The organism is Pseudomonas azotoformans (genome assembly GCF_001579805.1).
Lineage (GTDB): Bacteria > Pseudomonadota > Gammaproteobacteria > Pseudomonadales > Pseudomonadaceae > Aquipseudomonas > Aquipseudomonas azotoformans_A.
This window is the reverse complement of sequence record NZ_CP014546.1, coordinates 2,035,854-2,059,789: the sequence shown is the minus strand read 5'-3', so window position 1 is coordinate 2,059,789 and position 23,936 is coordinate 2,035,854. Positions and strand designations below refer to the sequence as shown.

The 23,936-nt window shown below is 61.3% G+C and carries 16 protein-coding genes; 4 read left to right on the top strand and 12 right to left on the bottom strand.

All coding sequences use genetic code 11. The features are described from left to right. Positions 1–2: 2 nt before the first annotated feature. From AYR47_RS09530 to glnE, 8 genes are read right to left on the bottom strand one after another with little or no spacing between them, the layout of a single operon-like run. Positions 3–1,445, bottom strand: a complete 1,443-nt coding sequence (locus AYR47_RS09530) for a lipopolysaccharide kinase InaA family protein (RefSeq protein WP_061435048.1) — start codon at positions 1,443–1,445, stop codon at positions 3–5. Continuing rightward, complete coding sequence (locus AYR47_RS09525) at positions 1,445–2,197, bottom strand: lipopolysaccharide kinase InaA family protein (RefSeq protein ID WP_061435045.1); 753 nt, start codon at positions 2,195–2,197, stop codon at positions 1,445–1,447. The genes AYR47_RS09530 and AYR47_RS09525 overlap by 1 nt, the downstream gene beginning before the upstream one ends. After that, on the bottom strand, positions 2,194–2,928 hold the full coding sequence (locus AYR47_RS09520; protein ID WP_033897814.1) for a lipopolysaccharide kinase InaA family protein: 735 nt from the start codon (positions 2,926–2,928) through the stop codon (positions 2,194–2,196). Before AYR47_RS09520 ends, AYR47_RS09525 begins: the two co-directional genes overlap by 4 nt. Then, on the bottom strand, positions 2,928–3,734 hold the full coding sequence (gene rfaP / locus AYR47_RS09515) for a lipopolysaccharide core heptose(I) kinase RfaP (protein ID WP_061435043.1): 807 nt from the start codon (positions 3,732–3,734) through the stop codon (positions 2,928–2,930). Before rfaP ends, AYR47_RS09520 begins: the two co-directional genes overlap by 1 nt. Further along, on the bottom strand, positions 3,731–4,855 hold the full coding sequence (locus AYR47_RS09510; protein WP_033897812.1) for a glycosyltransferase family 4 protein: 1,125 nt from the start codon (positions 4,853–4,855) through the stop codon (positions 3,731–3,733). The genes rfaP and AYR47_RS09510 overlap by 4 nt, the downstream gene beginning before the upstream one ends. Continuing rightward, positions 4,855–5,916, bottom strand: coding sequence for a lipopolysaccharide heptosyltransferase I (gene waaC, locus AYR47_RS09505; protein ID WP_038844400.1), 1,062 nt, complete (start codon positions 5,914–5,916; stop codon positions 4,855–4,857). The genes AYR47_RS09510 and waaC overlap by 1 nt, the downstream gene beginning before the upstream one ends. Before the next feature lies 1 nt (position 5,917). Further along, positions 5,918–6,952, bottom strand: a complete 1,035-nt coding sequence (waaF, locus tag AYR47_RS09500) for a lipopolysaccharide heptosyltransferase II (protein ID WP_033897809.1) — start codon at positions 6,950–6,952, stop codon at positions 5,918–5,920. A 54-nt stretch (positions 6,953–7,006) separates the two neighbouring features. Continuing rightward, positions 7,007–9,946 (bottom strand): bifunctional [glutamate--ammonia ligase]-adenylyl-L-tyrosine phosphorylase/[glutamate--ammonia-ligase] adenylyltransferase, encoded by a 2,940-nt coding sequence (gene glnE / locus AYR47_RS09495; protein ID WP_061435042.1) that lies wholly within the window; start codon positions 9,944–9,946, stop codon positions 7,007–7,009. A gap of 383 nt (positions 9,947–10,329) precedes the next feature. On the opposite strand from glnE, the gene aceE reads away from it, so the two are divergent. The 4 genes from aceE to msrA all read left to right on the top strand — a co-directional run bounded on the left by aceE (position 10,330) and on the right by msrA (position 18,347). After that, the gene (gene aceE / locus AYR47_RS09490) at positions 10,330–12,975 is read left to right on the top strand and encodes a pyruvate dehydrogenase (acetyl-transferring), homodimeric type (RefSeq protein ID WP_033897804.1); all 2,646 of its coding nucleotides are present in this window, start codon (positions 10,330–10,332) and stop codon (positions 12,973–12,975) included. An 11-nt stretch (positions 12,976–12,986) separates the two neighbouring features. After that, positions 12,987–14,627: a dihydrolipoyllysine-residue acetyltransferase gene (gene aceF / locus AYR47_RS09485; RefSeq protein WP_061435040.1), complete on the top strand. Its 1,641-nt coding sequence runs from the start codon at positions 12,987–12,989 to the stop codon at positions 14,625–14,627. 305 nt (positions 14,628–14,932) lie between these two features. After that, complete coding sequence (locus AYR47_RS09480) at positions 14,933–17,626, top strand: putative bifunctional diguanylate cyclase/phosphodiesterase (protein ID WP_061435038.1); 2,694 nt, start codon at positions 14,933–14,935, stop codon at positions 17,624–17,626. A gap of 73 nt (positions 17,627–17,699) precedes the next feature. Beyond that, positions 17,700–18,347 (top strand): peptide-methionine (S)-S-oxide reductase MsrA, encoded by a 648-nt coding sequence (msrA, locus tag AYR47_RS09475; protein ID WP_061435036.1) that lies wholly within the window; start codon positions 17,700–17,702, stop codon positions 18,345–18,347. Between the two features lie 51 nt (positions 18,348–18,398). Here msrA and AYR47_RS09470 read toward each other — a convergent pair whose 3' ends face one another. The 4 genes from AYR47_RS09470 to putP form a co-directional block, all read right to left on the bottom strand. Further along, entirely contained in the window at positions 18,399–19,235 is an 837-nt protein-coding gene (locus AYR47_RS09470) for a 23S rRNA (adenine(2030)-N(6))-methyltransferase RlmJ (protein ID WP_061435034.1), read from the bottom strand. 97 nt (positions 19,236–19,332) lie between these two features. Then, positions 19,333–20,016 (bottom strand): DUF4123 domain-containing protein, encoded by a 684-nt coding sequence (locus AYR47_RS09465; protein WP_061435032.1) that lies wholly within the window; start codon positions 20,014–20,016, stop codon positions 19,333–19,335. Between the two features lie 21 nt (positions 20,017–20,037). Continuing rightward, positions 20,038–21,999 (bottom strand): type VI secretion system Vgr family protein, encoded by a 1,962-nt coding sequence (locus tag AYR47_RS09460; RefSeq protein WP_061435030.1) that lies wholly within the window; start codon positions 21,997–21,999, stop codon positions 20,038–20,040. Between the two features lie 204 nt (positions 22,000–22,203). Continuing rightward, the gene (gene putP / locus AYR47_RS09455) at positions 22,204–23,688 is read right to left on the bottom strand and encodes a sodium/proline symporter PutP (protein ID WP_033897796.1); all 1,485 of its coding nucleotides are present in this window, start codon (positions 23,686–23,688) and stop codon (positions 22,204–22,206) included. Between the last annotated feature and the right edge of the window lie 248 nt (positions 23,689–23,936).

The following is a 23,936-nucleotide window of genomic DNA, read 5'->3' as shown; positions in this document are numbered from 1 at the left end:
GATCAGGCGATCTGTTTAGGCAGGCGCTGATCGATCAGTTGATACAACGCGCTGCTTTCAGGCCAGTTGCGCATAAACCGCGCGCGGTCCTTGGCAAACGCCGGGGCGAAGCTCGCGGCGGAGCTGTGTTGGCGCATGGCGTCCAGGTCGATCAACGACCAGCGGTCCTTGTCCCAGAACAGGTTGTGGCCTTTGAAATCACCATGGCTGATGCGCTCGCGGATCAGTTCGGCAAACAGGTGATCCAGGGCCAGCAGCTCATCTTCCGGCGCATTGCCTTTTTCAACGTAGGGCGCAAAGCGCTCGATGATGTCCGGCCCCGTGATGAGTTCGGTCACCAGGTAGGCACGGCTGCGCAGCCAGAAAAAACGCTTTTCCAGCACGGCCAGCGGCTTGGGCGTGGCGATGCCAAGAAAGGTCAGGCGATTGCCTTCGCGCCAGGAATGCCAGGCGCGGCTCGGGCGCCAGAAGCGCTTGAGCCAATGGGCGAAACCCTTGATGTTGTAGCGTTTGATCACCAACGCACGACCGGCCACTTCTGCCTTGGCCACCGTGGCGGCACCACCGGTCTTGAACAGATGGCCCTGGTCGAGCAGCGCATCGGCCTGTTCCAGCACCGGCAGCATCGCAGCTTCTTCCTCGCGGCGGATGGCACGCAGGGCAAACGGCCCACGCAGCACGCTGAACAGCGTGCATTCGCGGCCGACCTTGTTGAGAAAGTCCTTCAGGCGCCAGGCGCTGACTTTGCGCACCTGTTTTTCCAGGGCTTCCAGCGGCAAGGCGTGTTCGCCGTTGCCGAGCAGGTAATACACCAACAGCTCTTCGGTAAACGGCTCAAGGTTCTTCGGCAACTGAGCGAAAAACACGCCGAGGTTTTCCAGTACGCGGTTGCGCGACAGCGGTTTGCCCGCCTCTTCCACGCGAATCCCGGCGCCATCGATCAGGTACAGCTTGCCGTCTTGGCGCAGCAGGTTGTCCAGGTGCAGGTCTTCCTGCCACAGGCCCTGGGTGTGCATCTGCGCAATCGCGCCCAGCGCTTCGGCGAGTACCGCGGTTTGCTCGTCGGCCAGCGGCGGCAGACCTTCGACGGCATGCCAGGCGTCAGCCAGGCTTTCGGCGCCTTCAATAAATTCAAACAGCAACCAGCCACCCTCGCCTTCCTGCAAACCATCGGCCAGCAACAACGGCGTGGTCAGCCCTTGCTCGGCAAGCAGGCGCACACCCGTAAGCTCACGCTGAAAATGCCGCGCCGCCTTACTGCCGACCAGCAACTTGGCCAGCACGGGGCGCCCACGCCACACGGCAGCGCCTACGTAGCGCTCGCCCGGCAGCACGCGCAACAGGCTCAGCAATTGCAACTGGCCGGGGCCCGCCGCATCGGCCAGTTCAAGGGTCAGGGGCAAGTCGGGGGAACGGCCGGCGGTTTTCAGCTCGGACAAACGCATCAACGGTTTTCCTTGTGGCTACGGCGGGCGCTCAGGCGCTGGAACCAGGTGTCGACCAACGAACTGTCCGCAGGCAGTGCCAGATACGCCGCCAACAGTTGGCGCACCTGCGCATCAGACCATTGGGGTGCGCGACGCAACAACGGCTCCAGATCCTTGACACGATCACGCCAGCCGAACAGCAGCGGGCGGGTTTTCTCCAGGTCGATCAACTGCGCGGCGTAACCGTCGCCGGTAGCCTGCAGGAAAATATGCTTGGGATAAAAACAGCCATGCACCTGGCCGACGCTGTGCAGCCGACGCGCCAGTTGACCGCAGGCCAGCAAGATCGCGTGGTGCTGGGCATCGCTCAATGAAGGCCATTGCTCCAGCAGCGAATCCAGGTCATTCCAGCCGTCCAGGGCGCGAGTCAGCAACATGGCGCGATGTTCGCCGTTGACTTTACGCTCGCCGTAGAACGCCGCTTGCAAGGCCGGAATGCCGAGCTTGCGGTAACGGCTGATATTGCGGAATTCGCGGGAAAAACTCGGTTCGCCAAAGGGACGGTGCAAGCTGCGCGTCAGGTAATTGCTCTGGCGCTTGAGGTAATAACCCTGGCCGTCGAGTTCGAGGCGGAACACGCTGCTCCAGCCACCACGGCTGGTATTGGGTTCATCCACCGCGTCCAGCTGTTTGGCCCACAAGGCGTCGAACGTCGCCAGGCCGTGGCGCGCCAGCAGCGCACGGTCTTCAGCCGCCAGGAAATCACTCATTCGCGTCCCTCGAAAAACTTCACCACGTGGCGAATCCGCTCTTTATCCGATGCACTCAAGTGCCGACGCTGACGGTACTGCATGTAGAAACGCAGGCGCTGGGTGGCGGACAGATGATACTTGGCCACCTTGTCCAGGCAGGCCAGGTCTTTGGTGATGCGGTACTTGAGCCAGAACCCGCGCCAGAAGTCGCCATTGGGGCAATCGATCAGGTACAGGGTGGCCTGGTCATCGATCAGCAGGTTGCGCCACTTCAAATCATTATGGGTAAAGCGATGATCGTGCATGGTGCGCGTGTACTCGGCGAGCTGGCGGCTCACCGCGTTGACCCACTTGGGGTCACGCAGGCGCGCATCGTTGCGCTCGGCGAGCACCGAAAGGTCTTCTGTCCTCGGCAGCTCGCGGGTGATCATCGCCCCACGGTCGTAGGCCAGGCCTTTGCGCTCCAGGCCCCAGGCAACCACGTCGGCAGTGGGAATGCCCCACTTGGCGAAGCGCTTGAGGTTCTGCCACTCGGACTTGACCCGAGGCTTGCCCAGGTAACGCCGCAGGCCCTTGCCGGCGCCGGTGTAGCGCTTGACGTAGTAATTGACCCCGCCACGCTCTACGCGGATCACTTCCGACAATGGGTCACGGGTCAGGCGCTCGCCTTGCAGGGCGAATACCGCTTCAAGACTGCCAAAATCATCCGCCAGGTTCGCGTAGGCCGGTTCCAGGTTCCAACCCGCCATCAGATCGCATCCCCGTAACGTAGCTTGCGCGCATACAGCTTGTCGGCCTTGCGCTGCATCAGGTTCAACGACGCCGATTGCTCGGCCAGGATCTGGCGCAGCGGCTGGCGGAAGTAACCCTTGAGGAAACGCAGCTTGTCGCGACGGGTCAGGCCAATTTCCAGCGCCGAGTAGTACAGCGCGGAGAGGTCCTTGTCGCGCCAACGCAACGGCAAGTGCGCGCGCAGTTGGGCACGGTGCAGGTCGATCACCGACAGCTTGATGTTCTTCGCATCGATGGGCTTGGCCGTGTCCAGCAGGAAGTGGCACAGGTAGCAATCGCGGTGGTTCACACCGCCACGGTGCATGTCGCCGACCATGCGTGCCAGTTCATGGGTGAGCGCATGACGCAACGCAGGCGGCGGAGGCTCGGCCACCCAATTGATCGTCACATCTTCCAGGCTGAGGGTTGGCGCCAGCTCTTCTGTGATGATGAACGAGTGCTGGTCGGCCGGGTTGCTGCCTTTTTCACCGAAGGCGACGCCGGTCATGGTGGGCACGCCGAGTTCCTGCAAGCGATGAATCGCCGCCCACTCAAGGCCCGCACCCAGCACCGGCAGCTTGGCGGTGATCAGGTTCTTGAAGATCTCGCCCCAGCCAATGCCACGGTGGATTTTCACAAAGTACGGACGGCCTTCCACCACGGTACGCAGCGTGCGACGCGCCGCCAGCTCGCGGAATACTTCGCCTTGCAGCTTCTCGACTTCGGCAAAGGCATCAAGCCCGGCCCATAACGTCTTGAACGGTTCGGCAAGAATCAACTTCATCGTTTTGGCTCCGCCAGGATCACATCCGCAGCGTGCTGCGGCATGCTGTAAAGGTCGGCCGTCTCAGCGAAGGCCAAACCATTGCGGCTCCAGGCCGCGCGCTGTGCAGTGTCAGTGAGCATATTCGCCAGGTACTGGTTGAGCTGCGCTTGTTCGAACGGCTCATCCAGCACCAGGCCGCTGTCGGCTTCAGCGATGTAGTGGGCATAACCACATACGGCCGAGACCAGCACCGGAAGCCCGGCCACCAGGGCTTCAAGCAATACCGTGCCGGTGTTTTCGTTGTACGCCGGATGGATCAACAGGTCAGCACCCAGCAGGAAACGCGGGATATCGCTGCGGCCCTTGAGGAACTGCACATTGTCCCCCAGCCCCAACGTAGCGCTTTGCAGTTGGAATACTTTGGGGTCGTCCTGGCCGATGACAAACAGGCGCGTACGTTTTTTCAGCTCAGACGGCAACGCGGCAACGGCTTTGAGGCTGCGGTCAACGCCCTTGGTCTTGAAGCCCGAGCCGATCTGCACCAGCAGCAAATCGTCGGCGCCCAGGTTGAACTCCTTACGGAACCCTTCACGGATTTCAGCCGCATTCGGCGGCGCGCGGCGGTCCTGGGCAATGCCCGGCGGCAGCAGGTGGAAGCGTTCCAGCGGTGTGTCGTAATGCTTGATGAACAGCGGCTGCTGCACTTCGGAAATCATCAAGACTTCGGTCTTGGCGTCCTTGGCGAACACCGCGCGCTCGTACTCGGCAAAGTGCTTGTAGCGGCCAAAATAGCGGTACAGCGAGTGGCGCAGGTTTTGCGCCTTGTCTTCAAAGCAGCCGTCGGCGGCGTAATACACATCCAGGCCAGGCATTTTATTGAAGCCAATCAGACGGTCCACCGGGCGCTTGGCCAGGTCGGCGGCCATCCAGGCGCTGAGTTTCTCATTGCGCCGGTGGTTGAAGAACGCCTTGACCGGCGCCACCAGCACCTCAAAGCCGGGCGGGATGTCGCCTTCCCAGATCAGCGTGTAGACACGAATCTGATGGCCGCGCTGCTGGCACTCCAGGGCGATGCGCATGAAGTCGCGCTGCAGGCCACCGAAGGGGAAATATTTGTACAGCACAAAAGCCAGTTGCATCAGTGCAGCTCCTCAGCCAATAACAACGTGCTCAGTCGGCTTGCCACACGCTCAGGGTTCAGGCGCGTGAAGCACAGCGGCGACTCGCGCTTGATGTCGAACCGACGCAGGTCGTCGGCCGTCGGTTGATAGGTACATTGCTTTTGCAGGCACGGCGCGCAAGGGAAGTCGCTGGCCAGGTGAATCTGGCCCTTGCCATAGGCGCCGGTGAGGCCTGGGTTGGTCGGGCCGAACAGGGAAATGGTCGGCACATCCAGCGCGGCGGCCAGGTGACCAAGGCCCGTGTCCACCGCTACGCAGGCGCGGGCGCCGGCCAGTACGCGGGCGACGCCGGCCAGGTTCAATTTGGGCAGCACTTCGGCGTTTTGCAGGCCTTGGGCCAAGCGTTCGGCGCGGGCTTTTTCGGCAGCGTTGCCCCAAGGCAATTTCACGTCGACGCCCAGACGCCCCATGCGCTCGGCCAGCTCACGCCAGTAGGCTTCGGGCCAGTGTTTGGTGTCCCAGGTGGTGCCGTGCAGCAGCAGTACAAACGGCTTTTTCGGCGGCAGGCCCAGGAGCTTTTCAGTGCTCAGACCGTAGTCGCCCAAGCCTTTGGGCAAGTCATAACCGAGGGCCACGGCGAACAGCTGACGCAGCCGCTCCACCGCGTGCTGCCCACGCGCCACGGCGAGGCGACGGGAATAGAAACGTGCAGCCATCGGCTCGCGCGCGGAATGCTTGTCGAAACCCGCGATGGGCGCACGCACGTAGCGGGTCAGCCAGGCGCTTTTCAGCAGGCCCTGGGCATCGATCACCAGGTCATATTTGGTCGACTGGACTTGCTGCTTGAAGCGCCGCCATTCACCACTCTTGAGGGTCTGCCAGATATTTTTGCGCCAGCGGCGGATCGCCACCGGGATCACCTTATCGACCGCCGGGTGCCAGGTGGGAATCTCGGCGAAGCCTTCTTCCACCACCCAGTCGAATCGGATGCCGGGAATCGCCCGCGCCGCGTCGGTCAGGGCCGGTAAGGCATGAATCACATCGCCCAGGGATGAGGTCTTGATTACCAGTACGCGCAAACTATCGGACCTCGACCGCAGAGCTCTGCAACCGCTGCAAGGCTTCGTTCACCGGCTGCGGCAGCAACTGGCGCATGCAGTTGTAGTGACCGAAACGGCAGGTGCGATCAAAACACGGGCTGCACTCCAGGCCCAGGCGCACCACTTCGACCTTGTCGGCCAACGGCGGCGTGAAGCCCGGCGATGTGGAACCGTACACCGCCACCAGCGGGCGGTTCAGCGCGGCGGCGACGTGCATCAGGCCGGAGTCGTTGGACACTACCGAGTCGGCGCAGGACAGCAGGTCGATGGCTTCGGCCAAGGACGTGTCACCACTGAGGTTGACCGCCTCTTCACGCAGGCCCGGAATCAGGCGCTGGCGAATGTCTTCGCCCACCGGATGGTCTTTCTTCGAACCAAACAACCAGACCTGCCAGCCTTCGCGGATCTTCGCCTCGGCGACCTTGGCGTAGTGCTCCGACGGCCAGCGCTTAGACTCACCAAACTCGGCGCCGGGGCACAGCGCCAGGACAGGACGGTCGAGTTCCAGGCCGAACTTGGCCAGGGCGGCGTCACGGCTCACCGGATCAATCTGCAAACTCGGACGCGGATACGGCGTGGGCAACTCGGCCCCCGGCTCGTAGGCCAGGGCCATGAAGCGCTCGATCATCAGCGGATAGCGGGCTTTGTCCAGGGTGCGCACGTCATTGAGCAACACGTAGCGGAATTCGCCACGCCAACCGGTGCGCTTGGGGATACCGGCGAAATACGGCACCAACGCCGACTTGAGCGAATTGGGCAGCAGGATCGCCTGGTCGTATTCGCCCGCCAGGGATTTACCGATGCGACGGCGGGTCGCCAGCTCCAGCGCGCCATGGCCGAGCGGAAAGCTCAGGGCCTTGCGCACTTGCGGCATGCGTTCGAGGATCGGCCGGCTCCACTCAGGGGCAAGTACGTCGATCTGGCAGTCCGGGTAGCGCATACGCAGGCACTGGAACAGTGTCTGCGCCATCACCATGTCACCGACCCAACTGGGCCCAACGATCAGAATATTCATGTAGTTTCCACAAACGATGCGGGGAGGCTTATGCCTCCCCGCCCTAATAGTGTTTCAGCTCAACCCCAGCTCTCGCCAGATTCGCATCACCTGGCGCCGTTCGTCGGCGAACTGATCCCCGGCCACCGTGCCGGCCTCATTTTGCAAGGCCTGGCGGTGCGCGGCGGAACGGTAGGCCTTATACACCTCGCGCAATAGATGGGCATCGGCGGCAGGCATCAAGCCCACCTGCTCCAGGCCTTCCAGAATGCGGATATTGTCGGTGTAGCGCAGCAACGATGGATGTTGCGCAGACCACGCCAAAGCCGCGTATTGCACCATAAATTCAATATCGACGATACCTCCGGCGTCCTGCTTGAGGTCGAACGCCGCCGTGGCCTCGAAGGCATTGGCGCCGGTGCCGGCCGCCGTGGTCTTGGTGCCCAGGTTGTCACGCATCTTGGCACGCATCTCGCTGACCTCCTGGCGCAGCTTCGCCAGATCGCGTTGCTGCCCCAGCACTTTGGCACGAACCTGCTCGAACGCCTGGCCCACATCCTGGCTGCCCACCAGCACCCGCGCGCGAATCAAGGCCTGATGCTCCCAGGTCCAGGCTTCATTTTGTTGATAGCGGTCAAACGCACCCAGCGAGCTCACCAGCAAACCGGACGCGCCGGAAGGCCGCAGGCGCATGTCGACTTCGTACAGCTGGCCGGAGTTGGTCTGCGTGGTCAGCAAGTGAATGATGCGCTGGCCCAGGCGCGTAAAGAACTGCGCCCCGTCGATCGGCTTGGCGCCATCGGTTTCCGCTTGTGGATCGCCATCGTGGATAAACACCAGGTCCAGGTCCGAACCATGCCCCAGTTCGATCCCGCCGACTTTCCCATAACCGACAATGATGAACCCAGGATCGCACAGGGTGCCGTCCACGCGTTGCGGCGAGCCATGGCGCGCCACGGTCTGGCGCCAGGCCAAGGCCAATACTTGTTCGAGGATGGCCTCAGCAAGCCAAGTGAGGTAGTCACTGACTTTCATCAGCGGCAGGCTGCCAGCGATTTCCGAAGCGGCCACGCGCAGGCGGTGGGCCAGCTTGAAGTGACGCAGGGCTTCCATCTGTTGCTCAAGGTCGTCTTCCGGGATGCGCGTCAGACGCTCGCGCAACTCGGCGGCCAATTCAGGCGCCAAGGGTGGCTTGAACAGACGGCCTTCGTTGAGCAGCTCGTCGAGCAGTAGCGGGAAGCGGGTGATCTGCTCAGCGATCCACGGGCTGGCGGCGCACAGGGTCAACAGGCGACGCAGGGCGTCAGGGTTTTCCGTGAGCAGCACCAGATAAGCGGAACGCCGCGCGACGGCTTCGACCAATGGCAGCACGCGCTCCAGCACCAGGTCCGGGTTGGTGTGCTCGACCGCCTGGGCGAGCAGGCGTGGAATAAATGCATCCAGCCGCTCACGCCCCAAACGCTGCATGGCGCGCAATTGCGGGCTGCTGCGCAGGCCGGCCAACGCCTTGAGCGCCTTGGTCGCATCAGTAAAGCCGCCTTCAGCCAATTGGCGGCAAGCCGCTTCTTCATCTTGGGATTCTTCCCACAGCGGCAACCACTCACCGCCCACCACCAACTCGCTTTCTTCGCCCTCTTCTTCGTCAGGATCGGCAATCACCTGGCGGAAATGCCAATCCACCCGACCGCGCCAGTACATCAGCCGCTCGTGGAAGGCGGTCCAGTCGGCAAAGCCCAACATAAAGGCTATGCGCGCCTGGTCTTCCGGGCCGTCCGGGAGCATTTGCGTCTGCCGGTCGGCAATCGCCTGGATCGCGTGTTCGGTGTAGCGCAGGAATTCGTAGCCATTGCGCAATTCGGCGATCACCGCCGGCGGCAGGTAGCCCTGGCCTTCCAGCGTACCGAGCACTTTGAGCAACGGCCGCTGTTGCAGGCTCAGGTCACGACCGCCGTGGATCAGTTGGAAGGCCTGGGCGATGAATTCCACTTCACGGATACCGCCCGAGCCCAGCTTGATGTTGTCGGCCATGCCCTTGCGCCGCACTTCCTGCTGGATCAACTGCTTCATGGTGCGCAGCGCTTCGATGGCGGAGAAGTCCAGGTAGCGGCGATAGACAAACGGTCGCAGCATGTCCAGCAACTGCGCACCCGCCACCTGATCGCCAGCCACCACGCGCGCCTTGATCATGGCGTAGCGTTCCCAGTCGCGGCCCTGGTCCTGGTAGTACTGCTCCAGCGCATTGAAACTGAGCACCAGCGCACCCGCTGAACCGTAAGGCCGCAGGCGCATGTCGACGCGGAACACAAAGCCGTCGACGGTCATCGGGTCGAGGGCCTTGATCAGCTTTTGACCCAGGCGGATGAAAAACTCCTGGTTGTCCAGGGAGCGTTTGACACCCACCGTTTCGCCGCCCTCGGGGTAAGCGAAGATCAGGTCGATATCCGACGACAGGTTCAGCTCCACCGCGCCGAGCTTGCCCATGCCCAGGATCACCATGTGCTGCGGCTCGCCGCTGCGCCGGCCGGTGGGCGTGCCGAACTGCACGCAGTGGCGTTGGTACAGCCATTGGTAGGCCTGGTCGATGCTGGCGTCGGCCATGTCGGAGAGGTCGCGGCAGGTTTGCACCAGGTCCGCCTGGCGGGTCAGGTCGCGCCAGATGATGCGCACCTGCTGGCGCGTACGCTGGCGACGCAGCACACGTCCCAGCTCATCTTCTGTTTCGGCTTGTTGCACGGCGCCAGCCATTTGCCCGCACAGCTCATCAGGGGCGAAACCACGGTCCAACTCGCCCCAGGCCACCAGTTCGAGCAACATCAAAGGGTCACGAACACTCTGTTCAATGACGAAATCACTGGCCGCGCACACGCGGGTGAAGTCGGCCCACCGTTGCGGCGTCCACGCAGAAAGTCCATGATCGTCGTCCAGCGCGGCCACTGCGTCACGAAATGACTGCTCGGCCCGCTGGGCTTTTGGCAAGAGAATCGCCGGTAGTTCGGCGAGTGTTGGAAGGCTCATGGTCTATCCTTGTTCGGCGCGTAAATGGCGTGTGGCTGTGAACGCAAGAACCACGCTCTATGAAGGACTGTCGAACAAAGGTTAGAAATAGCTGAAATTAATTTCATTTTGGCAGCCAACATCAAACATTCACCTTTTCTTGTTCGCAAAAGATCAACAATAACGATTATGCTCACCAGCCAGACCGAGCCATACGCTCAGTCTTGTGTAGTTTTACTACTCGTATATACATTCGAAAGGCTGAAATGGCCGACGATTTGTAGTAAAACTACAGGACGCCGAAGCAACCTTCGGCCATCCAAGAATTTATGTCGTCTGCCCACAAGGCCAGTCGCAAACTTCAGGCAACCGATTCTGGTAGCCTTTCCGCCCTGGAGCAAGCCATGCAAGACCTCGATCCCGTCGAAACCCAGGAATGGCTGGACGCCCTGGAATCGGTTCTCGACAAAGAAGGCGAAGACCGTGCTCACTACCTGATGACCCGTATGGGCGAACTCGCGACCCGCAGCGGCTCGCAACTGCCTTACGCCATCACTACGCCATACCGCAACACCATCCCTGTTACCCACGAAGCACGCATGCCTGGCGACCTGTTCATGGAACGCCGCATTCGCTCGCTGGTACGTTGGAACGCCATGGCGATGGTAATGCGCACGAACTTGAAAGATTCGGACCTGGGCGGTCACATCTCCAGCTTCGCATCCAGCGCAACCCTGTATGACATCGGCTTCAACTACTTCTTCCAGGCCCCGACCGACGAACACGGCGGCGACCTGATCTACTTCCAGGGCCACACTTCTCCAGGCGTTTACGCCCGTGCGTTCATGGAAGGCCGCATCACCGAAGAACACATGAACAACTTCCGCCAGGAAGTGGACGGTAACGGCCTGTCGTCGTACCCGCACCCTTGGCTGATGCCTGATTTCTGGCAGTTCCCGACCGTTTCCATGGGTCTGGGTCCGATCCAGGCGATCTACCAGGCGCGCTTCATGAAGTACCTGGAAGCCCGTGGCTTCATCCCTGAAGGCAAGCAGAAAGTCTGGTGCTTCCTGGGCGACGGCGAGTGTGACGAGCCGGAATCCCTGGGCGCCATCTCCCTGGCTGGCCGCGAGAAGCTGGACAACCTGATCTTCGTCATCAACTGCAACCTGCAGCGCCTCGACGGCCCGGTTCGCGGCAACGGCAAGATCATCCAGGAACTCGAAGGCGTGTTCCGCGGTGCTCAGTGGAACGTGACCAAAGTCATCTGGGGCCGTTTCTGGGACCCACTGCTGGCCAAGGACGTCGACGGCATCCTGCAACGTCGCATGGACGAAGTCATCGACGGCGAGTACCAGAACTACAAAGCCAAAGACGGCGCGTTCGTGCGTGAACACTTCTTCAACACGCCTGAACTCAAGGCAATGGTTGCAGACCTGTCCGACGACGAAATCTGGAAACTCAACCGTGGCGGCCACGACCCGTACAAGGTCTACGCGGCGTACCACGAAGCGGTCAACCACAAAGAACAACCGACCGTCATCCTGGCCAAGACCATCAAGGGTTATGGCACCGGTGCCGGCGAAGCGAAGAACACTGCGCACAACACCAAGAAAGTCGATGTCGACAGCCTGAAGTTGTTCCGCGACCGCTTCGACATCCCGGTCAAGGACGAAGAGCTGGAGAACCTGCCGTTCTTCAAGCCGGAGCCGAACAGCGCCGAAGCCCGCTACCTGGCCGAACGTCGCGCCGCACTGGGTGGTTTCGTGCCTCAGCGTCGCGCCAACAGCTTCAGCGTACCGACGCCAGACCTGAGCACCCTCAAGGCTATCCTCGACGGCTCGGGCGACCGTGAAATCTCCACCACCATGGCTTTCGTGCGCATCCTGGCGCAACTGGTCAAGGACAAGGAAATCGGCCCGCGCATCGTTCCGATCATCCCGGACGAGGCCCGTACCTTCGGTATGGAAGGCATGTTCCGTCAGTTGGGCATCTACTCCTCCGTCGGCCAGCTCTACGAGCCAGTCGATAAAGACCAGGTGATGTTCTACAAGGAAGACAAGAAGGGCCAGATCCTCGAAGAAGGCATCAACGAAGCGGGCGCCATGAGCTCCTTCATCGCTGCCGGTACTTCGTACTCCAGCCACAACCAGCCGATGCTGCCGTTCTACATCTTCTACTCGATGTTCGGCTTCCAACGTATTGGCGACTTGGCGTGGGCAGCAGGCGACAGCCGTACCCGTGGCTTCCTGATCGGCGGTACCGCTGGCCGGACCACGCTGAACGGCGAAGGCCTGCAACACGAAGACGGTCACAGCCACATCCTGGCTGCCACCATCCCGAACTGCCGCACCTTTGATCCAACCTACGGCTATGAGCTGGCGGTGATCATCCAGGACGGCATGAAGAAGATGACCGAAGAGCAGCAGGACGTTTTCTACTACATCACCGTGATGAACGAGTCCTACCAGCAGCCTGCAATGCCGGCTGGCGTGGAAGAAGGCATCATCAAGGGCATGTACCTGCTCGAAGAAGACACCAAGGAAGCAGCGCACCACGTACAGCTGATGGGCTCCGGCACCATCCTGCGCGAAGTGCGTGAAGCGGCGAAGATCCTGCGTGACGAGTTCAACGTCGGCGCTGACGTGTGGAGCGTTACCAGCTTCAACGAACTGCGTCGCGATGGCCTGGCCGTAGAGCGTCACAACCGCCTGCACCCTGGCCAGAAGCCACAGCTCACCTTCGTTGAAGAGTGCCTGAATGGCCGTAAAGGTCCGGTGATCGCTTCGACCGACTACATGAAACTGTTTGCTGAACAAATTCGCCAGTGGGTCCCGTCCAAGGAATTCAAAGTCCTGGGCACCGACGGTTTCGGTCGCAGTGACAGCCGCAAGAAGCTGCGTCACTTCTTCGAAGTTGACCGTCACTTCGTGGTGTTGGCAGCCCTGGAAGCCTTGGCTGACCGTGGTGAGATCGAACCTAAGGTGGTGGCAGACGCTATCGTCAAGTTCGGGATCAACCCGGAAAAACGCAACCCACTGGACTGCTGAGGAGATTTTTTGTGAGCGAACTCATTCGCGTACCTGACATCGGCAGCGGTGAAGGTGAAGTAATCGAGCTGTTTGTGAAGGTCGGCGACACCGTCGAAGCCGACCAGAGCATCCTGACCCTGGAATCGGACAAGGCGAGCATGGAAATCCCTGCCCCCAAGGCCGGCGTGGTCAAGAGCCTGAAAGTGAAGCTGGGCGACCGCCTGAAAGAAGGCGACGAACTGCTGGAACTGGAAATCGAAGGTGCCGCTGATGCGGCCCCTGCGGCAGCGCCTGCTGCCGCTGCTGCACCTGCGCCCGCTGCTGAAAAGCCGGCTGCCGAGGCCGCTCCGGCCCCGGCTGCTGCACCTGCCGCCGCCAGCGTCCAGGATATCCACGTGCCGGACATCGGTTCGTCGGGCAAGGCCAAGATCATCGAGCTGCTGGTCAAGGTCGGCGACACCGTCGAAGCCGACCAGTCGCTGATCACCCTGGAGTCCGACAAGGCCTCCATGGAAATCCCTTCGCCGGCTGCTGGCGTAGTGGAAAGCATCGCGGTCAAGCTGGAAGACGAAGTCGGCACTGGCGACTTCATCCTCAAGCTGAAAGTACAAGGCGCTGCACCTGCTGCTGCGCCGGCCCCGGCCGCCGCTCCCGCCGCCAAGGCTGAAGCCGCACCGGCTACTGCGCCTGCACCTGCTGCAAAAGCCGAGGCCGCACCGGCCCCTGCTGCTGCCGCACCTGCGCCAAGCGGTGCCAAGGTTCACGCTGGCCCTGCCGTGCGTCAGCTGGCCCGTGAGTTCGGCGTTGAGCTGAACGCTGTGTCGGCCACCGGCCCTCACGGTCGCGTGCTGAAGGAAGACGTGCAGGTCTACGTCAAGGCCATGATGCAGAAAGCCAAGGAAGCTCCGGCTGCTGGCGGCGCTACCGGTGGTTCGGGCATTCCGCCGATCCGTACCGTGGACTTCAGCCGCTTCGGTGAAATCGAAGAAGTGCCGATGACCCGCCTGATGCAAATCGGCGCGGCCGGTCTGCACGCCAGCTGGCTGAACATCCCGCACGTGACTCAGTTCGACCAGGCCGACATCACCGACCTGGAAGCTTTCCGCGTTGCGCAGAAAGCCGTGGCCGAAAAAGCCGGCGTGAAACTGACCGTGCTGCCACTGCTGCTCAAGGCCTGCGCGCACCTGCTCAAGGAACTGCCGGACTTCAACGCTTCGCTGGCGCCAAGCGGCAAGGCAATCATCCGTAAGAAGTACGTGCATATCGGCTTTGCCGTCGACACCCCGGATGGCCTGCTGGTACCGGTCATCAAGAACGTCGACCAGAAGAGCCTGCTGCAACTCGCTGCCGAAGCCGCTGCACTGGCTGCCAAGGCCCGCGACAAGAAGCTCACCCCGGACGACATGCAGGGCGCGTGCTTCACCATCTCCAGCCTCGGCCACATTGGCGGCACTGGCTTCACGCCAATCGTCAATGCGCCGGAGGTGGCGATCCTGGGCGTGTCCAAGGCCACCATCCAGCCTGTGTGGGACGGTAAAGCGTTCCAGCCGAAGCTGATGCTGCCGCTGTCGCTTTCCTACGATCACCGTGTGATCAACGGCGCTGCTGCGGCTCGCTTCACCCAGCGTCTGAGCCAGTTGCTGAACGACATCCGCACCATCCTGCTGTAAGCACGAACAGGCCTCCCGTTCACCCGGGAGGCCTGGTTGCACCGATTTTCGAGCGCCACGCTCGTACCTCAACCCCGCCACTTGGCGGGGCTTTTTTTGCCGGTTTGTTGGACAACAAAAACAGGCTTGTACACCTTCCATCACCCCGATTGCAGAAATCCCTTTCGCGGCCGATAACACCCTTATAGCACTTAGCCTTCATCCTCTCTTGTCAGCCCGCGCCGCATGATGCAACCTTGCCGCAGGCAACAGAAAAGAGGGCGTGAGCCCGGCGCCGTGCGCGTAATTTCAAGTGAGTTTCCCCCATGAAAAGCCAACCCGATGTCGCCCGTATGGCGGCCGAGGTAGTGACGCAGTTACCGGTGCCTTCGCGCCTCGGTATGCTGCGTTTCGAGCGGCTGAATGAGGCAAGCTGGGCCCTCCTTTACCTCGACCCCAATTGCGAACGCCAATTCGGCCTGCCGGCGGTCGAGCTGTGTGCCTTGATCGGCACGCCCTACGCCAGCCTGATGGAGCCCCAGGCACGCTATCAACTGCACGACACCATCCAGCAGCAACTGACCCAGAGCCCGCATTACCTGGTGCGCTACACCCTGCACACCAGCGACGGGCCGCTGAGCCTGCTGGAGATGGGCGAGGCCTACAAACAACACAATCGCCACCTGCTGCGCGGTTACTTGATGGTGGTCGACGGCCTGTTCAGCGAGATTCCCACCGCTGCCCCGACGGCAGACCTGGAGAACCAGAACAGCCGCCTGCAGATCGCCCTGGAGCTCAACCAGCGCGCCCAGCAGGAACAATTGCAGCACCTGGAGCGGGTGCGCGCCCAGCAGGAGCTGATCCTGCTGCTGGCCCGCCAGCGCTACACAGCTAACAATTCGCTGCAAGAAGCCGCCGAGCTGATCACCCGCAGTGCCTGTGATATCTACCAGATTGACTGCGCCAGCATCTGGAACCTCGAAGGTCAGCGCCTGGTGCCGATCTCGGCCTACCACCGCGCCGACGAGCAGCACCACCTGCCTGAATCCATCGATGCCAGCTGCTTCCCGGACTACCTGGAAGCCTTGCACAGCAGCCGGGCGATCGACGCCACCAATGCGCTGCGCGATCCACGCACCCGGGAAATGGCCGACAGCCTGCGCGACAAAGACATTCACGCCATGCTCGACGCGAGCATTCGCGTCGACGGCCATGTGGTGGGCGTGCTGTGCCTGGAACAAAGCGGCAGCACCCGCGCCTGGCAGGCTGACGAAATCGCCTTTGCCGGCGAGCTGGCCGATCAGTTCGCGCAGGTCATCAACAACCACAACCGCCGTACCGCGACCAGCGCCCTGCACCTGTTCCAGCGCGCCGTGGAGCAAAGTGCCAACGCCTTTCTGCTGGTCAATTGCGACGGCATAGTCGAGTACGTCAACCCGAGCTTTACCGCGATCACCCAGTACAGCGCCGAAGAGGTCCACGGCCACCGCCTGGCCCAGTTGCCGGCGCTGGAAAACCTCAGTGAATTGCTGTTCGATGCGCCGTCGAGCCTGGCCAAGAGCAACAGCTGGCAGGGTGAATTCAAGAGCCGGCGCAAAAACCTCGAACCCTACTGGGGCCAGCTGTCGATCTCCAAGGTGTATGGCGACAACCGCGAGTTGACCCACTACATCGGCATCTACGAAGACATCACCCAGACCAAGCTGGCCCAGCAGCGCATCGAGCGCCTGGCCTACACCGACAACCTGACCAACCTGGGCAACCGCCCGGCGTTCATCCGCAACCTCGACGAACGCTTTGCCCGCGACAGCGACAGCCCGATCAGCCTGTTGCTGGTGGACATCGACAACTTCAAGCGCATCAACGACAGCCTTGGCCATCAGACCGGCGACAAGCTGCTGATCAGCCTCGCGCGGCGTTTGCGCAACAGCCTGAGTGCCGGTGGTAGCCTGGCGCGGTTTGCCAGTAACGAATTCGCGGTGCTGCTCGATGACACCGACCTGGAGAGCGGCCAGCAGGTTGCCAGCCAGTTGTTGGCGACGCTCGACAAACCGATGTTCGTCGACAACCAATTGATCAGCGTCACCGGTTCCGTGGGCCTGGCCTGCGCGCCGCTGCATGGCCGCGACCCGCAGACCCTGATGCGCAACGCCGGCCTGGCCTTGCACAAGGCCAAGGCCAACGGTAAGCATCAGGTCCAAGTGTTTACCGAAGCGCTGAACGCCGAAGCCAGCTACAAGCTATTCGTCGAGAACAACCTGCGCCGCGCCCTCACCCAGAACGAGCTGGACGTGTTCTACCAGCCCAAGCTGTGCCTGCGCAGCGGCCGCCTGCTGGGCATGGAAGCGCTGCTGCGCTGGAACCATCCGGAAAAGGGCATGATCCGCCCGGACCAATTCATCAGCGTGGCGGAAGAGACCGGCCTGATCATCCCCATCGGCAAATGGATCGCCCGCCAGGCCTGCCGCATGAGCAAGCAACTGAGCGCCGGCGGCATGGGCAACTTGCAGGTGGCGATCAACCTGTCGCCCAAGCAGTTCTCCGACCCGGACCTGGTGGCCTCGATTGCCGCGATCCTCAAGGAAGAACAGCTGCCGGCCAACCTGCTGGAGCTGGAACTCACCGAAGGCCTGCTGCTGGAAGCCACCGAAGACACACGCCTGCAGCTTGATCAACTGAAAAGCTTTGGCCTGACCCTGGCCATGGACGACTTCGGCACCGGCTACTCGTCGCTGAGTTACCTGAAAAAATTCCCCATCGACATCATCAAGATCGATCGCAGCTTCATCCACGAAATCCCGGATAACCAGGACGACATGGAAATCACCTCGGCCGTGATCGCCATGGCCCACAACCTCAAGCTCAAGGTCGTGGCCGAAGGCATCGAGACCGCCGAACAACTGGCGTTCCTGCGCCGGCACCGTTGCGATGTTGGCCAGGGTTACCTGTTTGACCGGCCGATCCCCGGTGCAGAGCTGCTGGCGATGCTCAAACGCTACCCGCGCGGGCCAATCGCCTGACAGCGCCGTAACACTCGGGCACACTGGCTGTCTGAATCTTTACCGCTAACTCAACCTGACGAGAGGACTGATCATGGTCTTGCGCTCGGAAATTCTGGTGAACAAAAACGTGCTGCCCACTCAAGAACAAGCTCTGCCTGGCCGTGAAACCCCGATGAACCTGCCGGAGACGCATTTCGTCAACGGCAACCCGCTACTGGGTCCATTCCTGGACGACGTCGGTTTTGCGATCTTTGGCCTGGGCTGCTTCTGGGGTGCGGAGCGCCGGTTCTGGCAGCGCGATGGCGTGGTCAGCACCGTGGTCGGTTACGCCGGCGGCTATACGCCGAACCCGACCTACGAAGAAGTCTGCTCGGGCCTGACCGGCCACAGCGAAGTGGTGTTGGTGGTGTATGACCAGGCCAAGGTGAAATACGAAGACCTGCTTAAGATGTTCTGGGAACTGCACAACCCGACCCAGGGCATGCGCCAAGGCAACGACATCGGCAGCCAGTACCGCTCAGTGATCTATGCGACCACGCCGGAGCAACTGGCGGCAGCGCAGGCGAGCGCCGAGGCTTATCAGGGTGAGTTGACCAAGGCTGGCCTGGGTGCGATCACCACCGAGATCGAAGAAGCGCCGACGGTGTATTTTGCCGAGGCGTACCACCAGCAATACCTGGCGAAGAATCCGCAGGGGTATTGCGGGATTGGCGGCACGGGCGTGACCTGCCCGATCTAAGGCCAAAAGCATCGCGGGCAATCCCGCGATAGTGTCCTGACAGGCAACTATTTACTCAGCGATCAACCAATCCATCTGCCACCCGCCCTGGGTCTGACCCAGCTGCTTGGACAACCACGGCAGCAGCTCGCGCAACTCCTCCTCCAAGCCCCACGGCGGGTTGGCAATCGCCAGGCCCGAGCCCGTCAGGGTGTTGGGTGTGTCCAGCGGATGCACCAGCAATTCCACACGCAGCAACTTCGGCGCACCGGTGCCGGCCAGGTCCTGGTAGAAACGGCGCAACAGGCGTTGATCTTTCACCGGGTACCAGATGGCGGCGACGGTCTGGCGCATGCGGCTCACGGCTTCCTTGAGGGAAGCGGCGCAGCGTTGCATCTCGTCGAGTTTTTCGAACGGCGGATCGATCAGCATCAATGCGCGCTTTTCCGGCACCGGCAACAAGGCACGCGGCACATGCCAGCCTTCGCCCAGGTGAACCTTCACCCGACGATCACCCTTCATGTTGTCCTTGAGCAGCACGCCGTCTTCCGGGTGTTTTTCATTGAGCAGCACGCGGTCCTGGGGGCGGGTAAGGCGTCGCGCCAGTTCCGGCGAGCCGGGGTAGTAACGCAACTGGCCGTCCGGGTTCATCTCATGCAGCACGCGCATGTAATCATCGGTCAACGGCAGCAGGTCGCTTTCGCCCCACAGGCGCGCAATGCCTTCCAGGTATTCACCCGTACGGTTGGCCTGGTCGCCCTGCAGGTCGTACAGGCCAATCCCGGCGTGGGTGTCGAGGTAGGCGAACGGCTGCTCCTTGCGCGACATCAGGGCGATGAGGCGGGTCAAGGTCAGGTGTTTGAAGACATCGGCGTGGTTGCCGGCGTGAAAGGCGTGACGATAATTCATGGTTGCTCCTGCGCAGGGGGCGAAGTTTACCTTTTACGCGGGCGTTGGTGCAGTGCGGTGTGCCGGGCGGCGCTTAAGTCGAAGGGGCGCGCTGGGTTCAACTCAACTCTGAAGCCAGATAGTCCGCCAAACCCTGATGGCTGACGTCGCGGCGGCGCGTGAAGTAGGCGACCTTGTGCCGCAAGGTCGTCGGAATAAACGCGGTGTGGAGGTCGGGGCGCTGCTCTTCGAGCCCTTGCAGGAGGTTATCGATCAGGGTTTGCGGCGATTGCTCGGCCAGATGTTGCAGTAACGGCGCAGGCACTCGCCACCACGGGCTCGCTTTGGCGGCAGTGACTGGGCCGGTGGCGACAGTCAGCGACTGGCCGTTGATCACGTAGCGCTGGAAAACCGGCAATAGCTCATCGCCCGCCTGCTGAAGAATCGGCAGGAATTGAGCACCATCCCAGAACCGTAAGAACACTTCCTGGCCATCGGGCAGGTACACCTTGGTCAGCCCTTGCAGGTGTGCAATCACGGTTACTAGCGGGTGGGTCGATAGGGCCAACCACCCCCAATCCGTGGCATCAGTGGAGGCGGCCCATTCCAGGAAAGGACTGCCCGGCTCGACGATGCCTACATAGGGCATGACCTCGTCCCATGCCGCATAGGCCGTGCCGGCCCAAACGGGGTGCAGGGGGCCCCCGGCGGCGAGCGCCCGCCAAGCGTCAAGGGGTTTGGCGTCGCTGGCAGCGCCCAGCACTGCAAACATCTGTTCACCAGGCAACATAGGTTGCTGCATCTTCGTAAGTCCCTTTAAAAGTCAGATGGGGCCGCACTGGCCGTTTTTGCAACGCTCGCATTCCTCGCAAAACGGCGCGCTGCGCTTCAGGCTGGCCACTTGCACGCGGCTGAGCGGAGCGGGGATCACCGCCAGCAATGTTTCCTTCAGTCCAGGCGTTAACGGCGCTGCAGTAGCAGCGGGCGCACTGCCAAGCTGGATCGGCACACTGCTGAAAATCCCGCCCGCAGACAGCGTGATCGACTGCCCGCCCGCCTGAATCGTGACGGTTGCGCCGCCCTCGATCACAACGCTTTGCCCCGCGCCTATCTGGATGGTCTGCCCTGCCCTAACCTGCCGTGAGCCGCCCACCATCAAGTGGTCGTCTTGCTTCAGGTCGGTCAGACGGTTGCCATGGATGATGCGCTGCTCCTCGCCTTGCAGTTCGTGATGCGACTCACCGTCCACCTTTACCCGAAGGTCATGCAGCACGTGCTGCGTCCAATCCCGCTGGGCGCGCAGGTAGATTTCCTCGGCCCCCTTGCGGTCCTCGATGCGCAGCTCGTTGTAGCCACCCCCTCCAGGGCTGCTCTGGCTGCGAAAGATGCTGCGGGTCTTGTCGGCCGGCAAATCGAGGGGAGTCTGGGTGGCCGCATTGGGCAGGCAGCCCATGACCAGCGGCATATCCATGTCGCCGTTGACGAAGCCCACCAGCACTTCCATACCCACCCGAGGGATCAATACCGCCCCATAACGATCATGCGCCCAGCCGCTGGCAACCCGCAGCCAACAGCTGGAATGGTCGTTGTGTTCGCCATCGCGATCCCACGCCAATTGCACCTTGACCCGACCGTATTCGTCGCAATGGATTTCGCTGTCGGCAGGGCCGGTCACCACTGCGTTCTGGTAACCCGCTATTTGAGGCCGAGACATAATCAGAGGTGTTCGAAACGCTACGTCCCAGGGCGTTACAACAAAGTCATTGCTGTAGCCTTGAGGCGACTCATCGCCCACAGACTCCTCAAGCACCTGAGGTTGGTGCCCTACATGGTGCAACTGGGTAACCAGCCATAAATCATTCCATTCCTGACGCGGGTGCCCAGTCATCTTCAAGAACTGCCCTGTCACCAACGCCGGCTGGTCGCTAGCGCCACTGGCCTGACAGTAATCGCTGCGATGACGCTCCAGCAGTCGTTGCGCCAAGTACTTGCCACGCTCACGATCCGTGAAATGCCCAGGGTAGCGCTGGTCATCCAGGGAGGGCCGCAGCCGACTGGATGCTTCGCTTTCCAACGTCAGGCCCGGCTTCTGGAAATCGTAGTCCCGCAGGCTCACGCCAGTGGTACGCGTCTTCAGCCGCAGCATAAAGCGCTTGATCGCCGGCTCGTCGGCAACCATCCCGGTACCAGGCGAATACGGCGTGGATTGATCAGGCTGCGCAAAAACACTTTGATCGTCGCCAAACACCATCAGGTGTCGCTCAGGGTTGTGCTGGAAGTGATAGTGAATGCCCGATTCGGCACATAGGCGCTGAATGAACTCCAGATCGGTTTCACCGAACTGAGCACAGTATTCACGCTGCGGATACTTGCCGCTCAGTTGAAACGCAAAGGCATCACTTTGGATAGCCTGAGCCTCCAATACCTGCGCAATGATCTCGGGCACCGTTTTCTTCTGAAAAATCCGCTGATGGGTGCTGTGTTCCAGATAAGCCAACTGCGGCACCAGAGTGATCTGGTAACGGGTAAGGCGTCTGCCCGAATCGCCCTGCGCCACCCGATACACCAGGCCATGAATCCCATGACCATGGGCGTCAAACCCCAGGAACGCTTGGCGGTGTAGCAGCCTCTCAAGGTCTTGATCGGACTGTTCGCTGACCAACTCAAGGTCAAAGCGAAAAGGCAGGCTGATGAATTCATCTCCCATGAACCCGTGGACCTGGAATTCACTGGGCTCCCCATCGAGGGTCAGGGTGAAGGCGCTTTGATTGGCAGGAGCGAACATCCGGTGTTTCTCTGCTAGGTGTGGAGGACCGATTCTGCATCACGGCTCCCCCTGGCTGAGCAGGTCGCCGCTAAATCAGTAAAGCCCTACACAGACGCGTCTGAATCCTCTTCGGACCGACGTAAAACGCACGCAAAAAAAGGCCCGCAATCCGTAGGACGCGGGCCTTTCTTTCAACTCACTTGGCGCTAAACACCCAGCGAATTACTTATTGAGGTTGTAGTCTTTTTCCGCAGCATCAAAACGCTCGACCATACCGGCAGTCGGTGCGCCCATCTTGCTCACGAAGTAGATCGCCAGGCTGGCAAAGATGAAGCCTGGGATGATTTCGTACAGACCCAGCAGTTCGAAGTGTTTCCACACAATCACAGTGATCGCGCCAACCAGGATACCGGCCAGTGCGCCGTTGCGGGTCATGCCTTTCCAGATCACCGAGATCAGCACCACAGGACCAAACGCGGCGCCGAAGCCGGCCCAGGCGTAGCTCACCAGGCCCAGTACGCGGTTTTCCGGGTTGGCCGCCATGGCGATGGCGATCAGTGCAACCACCAGCACCATCAGGCGACCGACCCATACCAGCTCAAGCTGGGAGGCGTTTTTGCGCAGGAAGGTCTTGTAGAAGTCTTCGGTCAGGGCGCTGGAGCACACCAGCAGTTGGCAGCTCAAGGTGCTCATCACCGCCGCCAGGATGGCCGACAGCAGTACCCCGGCAATCCACGGGTTGAACAGCAGCTTGGCCAGTTCGATGAACACACGCTCGTGGTTCTCGTTGACCGGGCCCGCAACTTCCGGGTGCGCCGAGAAGTAGGCAATACCGAAGAAACCCACCGCCACGGTGCCGCCCAGGCACAGAATCATCCAGGTCATGGAGATGCGACGCGCATTGGCGATCGACTTCACCGAGTCCGCCGCCATGAAACGCGCGAGGATGTGCGGCTGGCCGAAGTAACCCAGGCCCCAGCCCATCAGCGAGATGATGCCGATGAAGGTGGTATTTTTCAGCATGTTGAAGTTGTCAGGGTTCTTGGCTTCGATGGCCAGGAACGTGGTGTCGACGCCACCGGTGGCCAGCAGCACGATGATCGGCGTGAGGATCAGCGCGAAAATCATCAGCGTGGCTTGTACGGTGTCGGTCCAGCTCACTGCCAGGAAACCACCGACGAAGGTGTAGGCAATGGTCGCTGCAGCACCGGCCCACAGCGCAGTCTCGTAGGACATGCCGAAGGTGCTTTCAAACAGGCGGGCACCGGCGACGATGCCGGAAGCGCAGTAAATGGTGAAGAACACCAGGATCACCACGGCGGAGATGATCCGCAGCAGGCCGCTCTTGTCTTCGAAACGGCTGGAGAAGTAATCCGGCAGGGTCAGGGCGTCGCCGTTGTGTTCGGTCTGGACCCGCAGGCGACCGGCAACGAACAGCCAGTTGAGGTAGGCACCGACGATCAGGCCGATGGCGATCCAGCTTTCCGACAGGCCAGACATGTAGATCGCGCCCGGCAGGCCCATCAACAACCAGCCGCTCATGTCGGAAGCGCCGGCCGACAAGGCAGTCACCACGCTACCGAGGCTGCGACCGCCCAGGATGTAATCGGAAAGGTTGTTGGTGGAGCGATAGGCCATGAAGCCGATCAGCACCATTGCTGCGATGTAGATCACGAACGTGATCAGGGTTGGATTACTAACGCTCATAAGAGTGACGCCCTGGCTTTGTTTTTATGTAGCAGCGGTCTGTCAGACGGCCACCCACTGGAAGTAGGTAGACGTAGCTGCGTGCCGCGCATTTATGACTGACGTTTCCCCAGGAAAGCCGTCAGCCGATGAACCGACTCGTTGAGGTGGTTGCACCTTGGGCGCGAATGCTATTCAACAAAGCAAATAAGGTGCAACCAGTTTCGTGAGAATAAGTTGCACCTGGATATGTTTTGCGGAAAACAGCC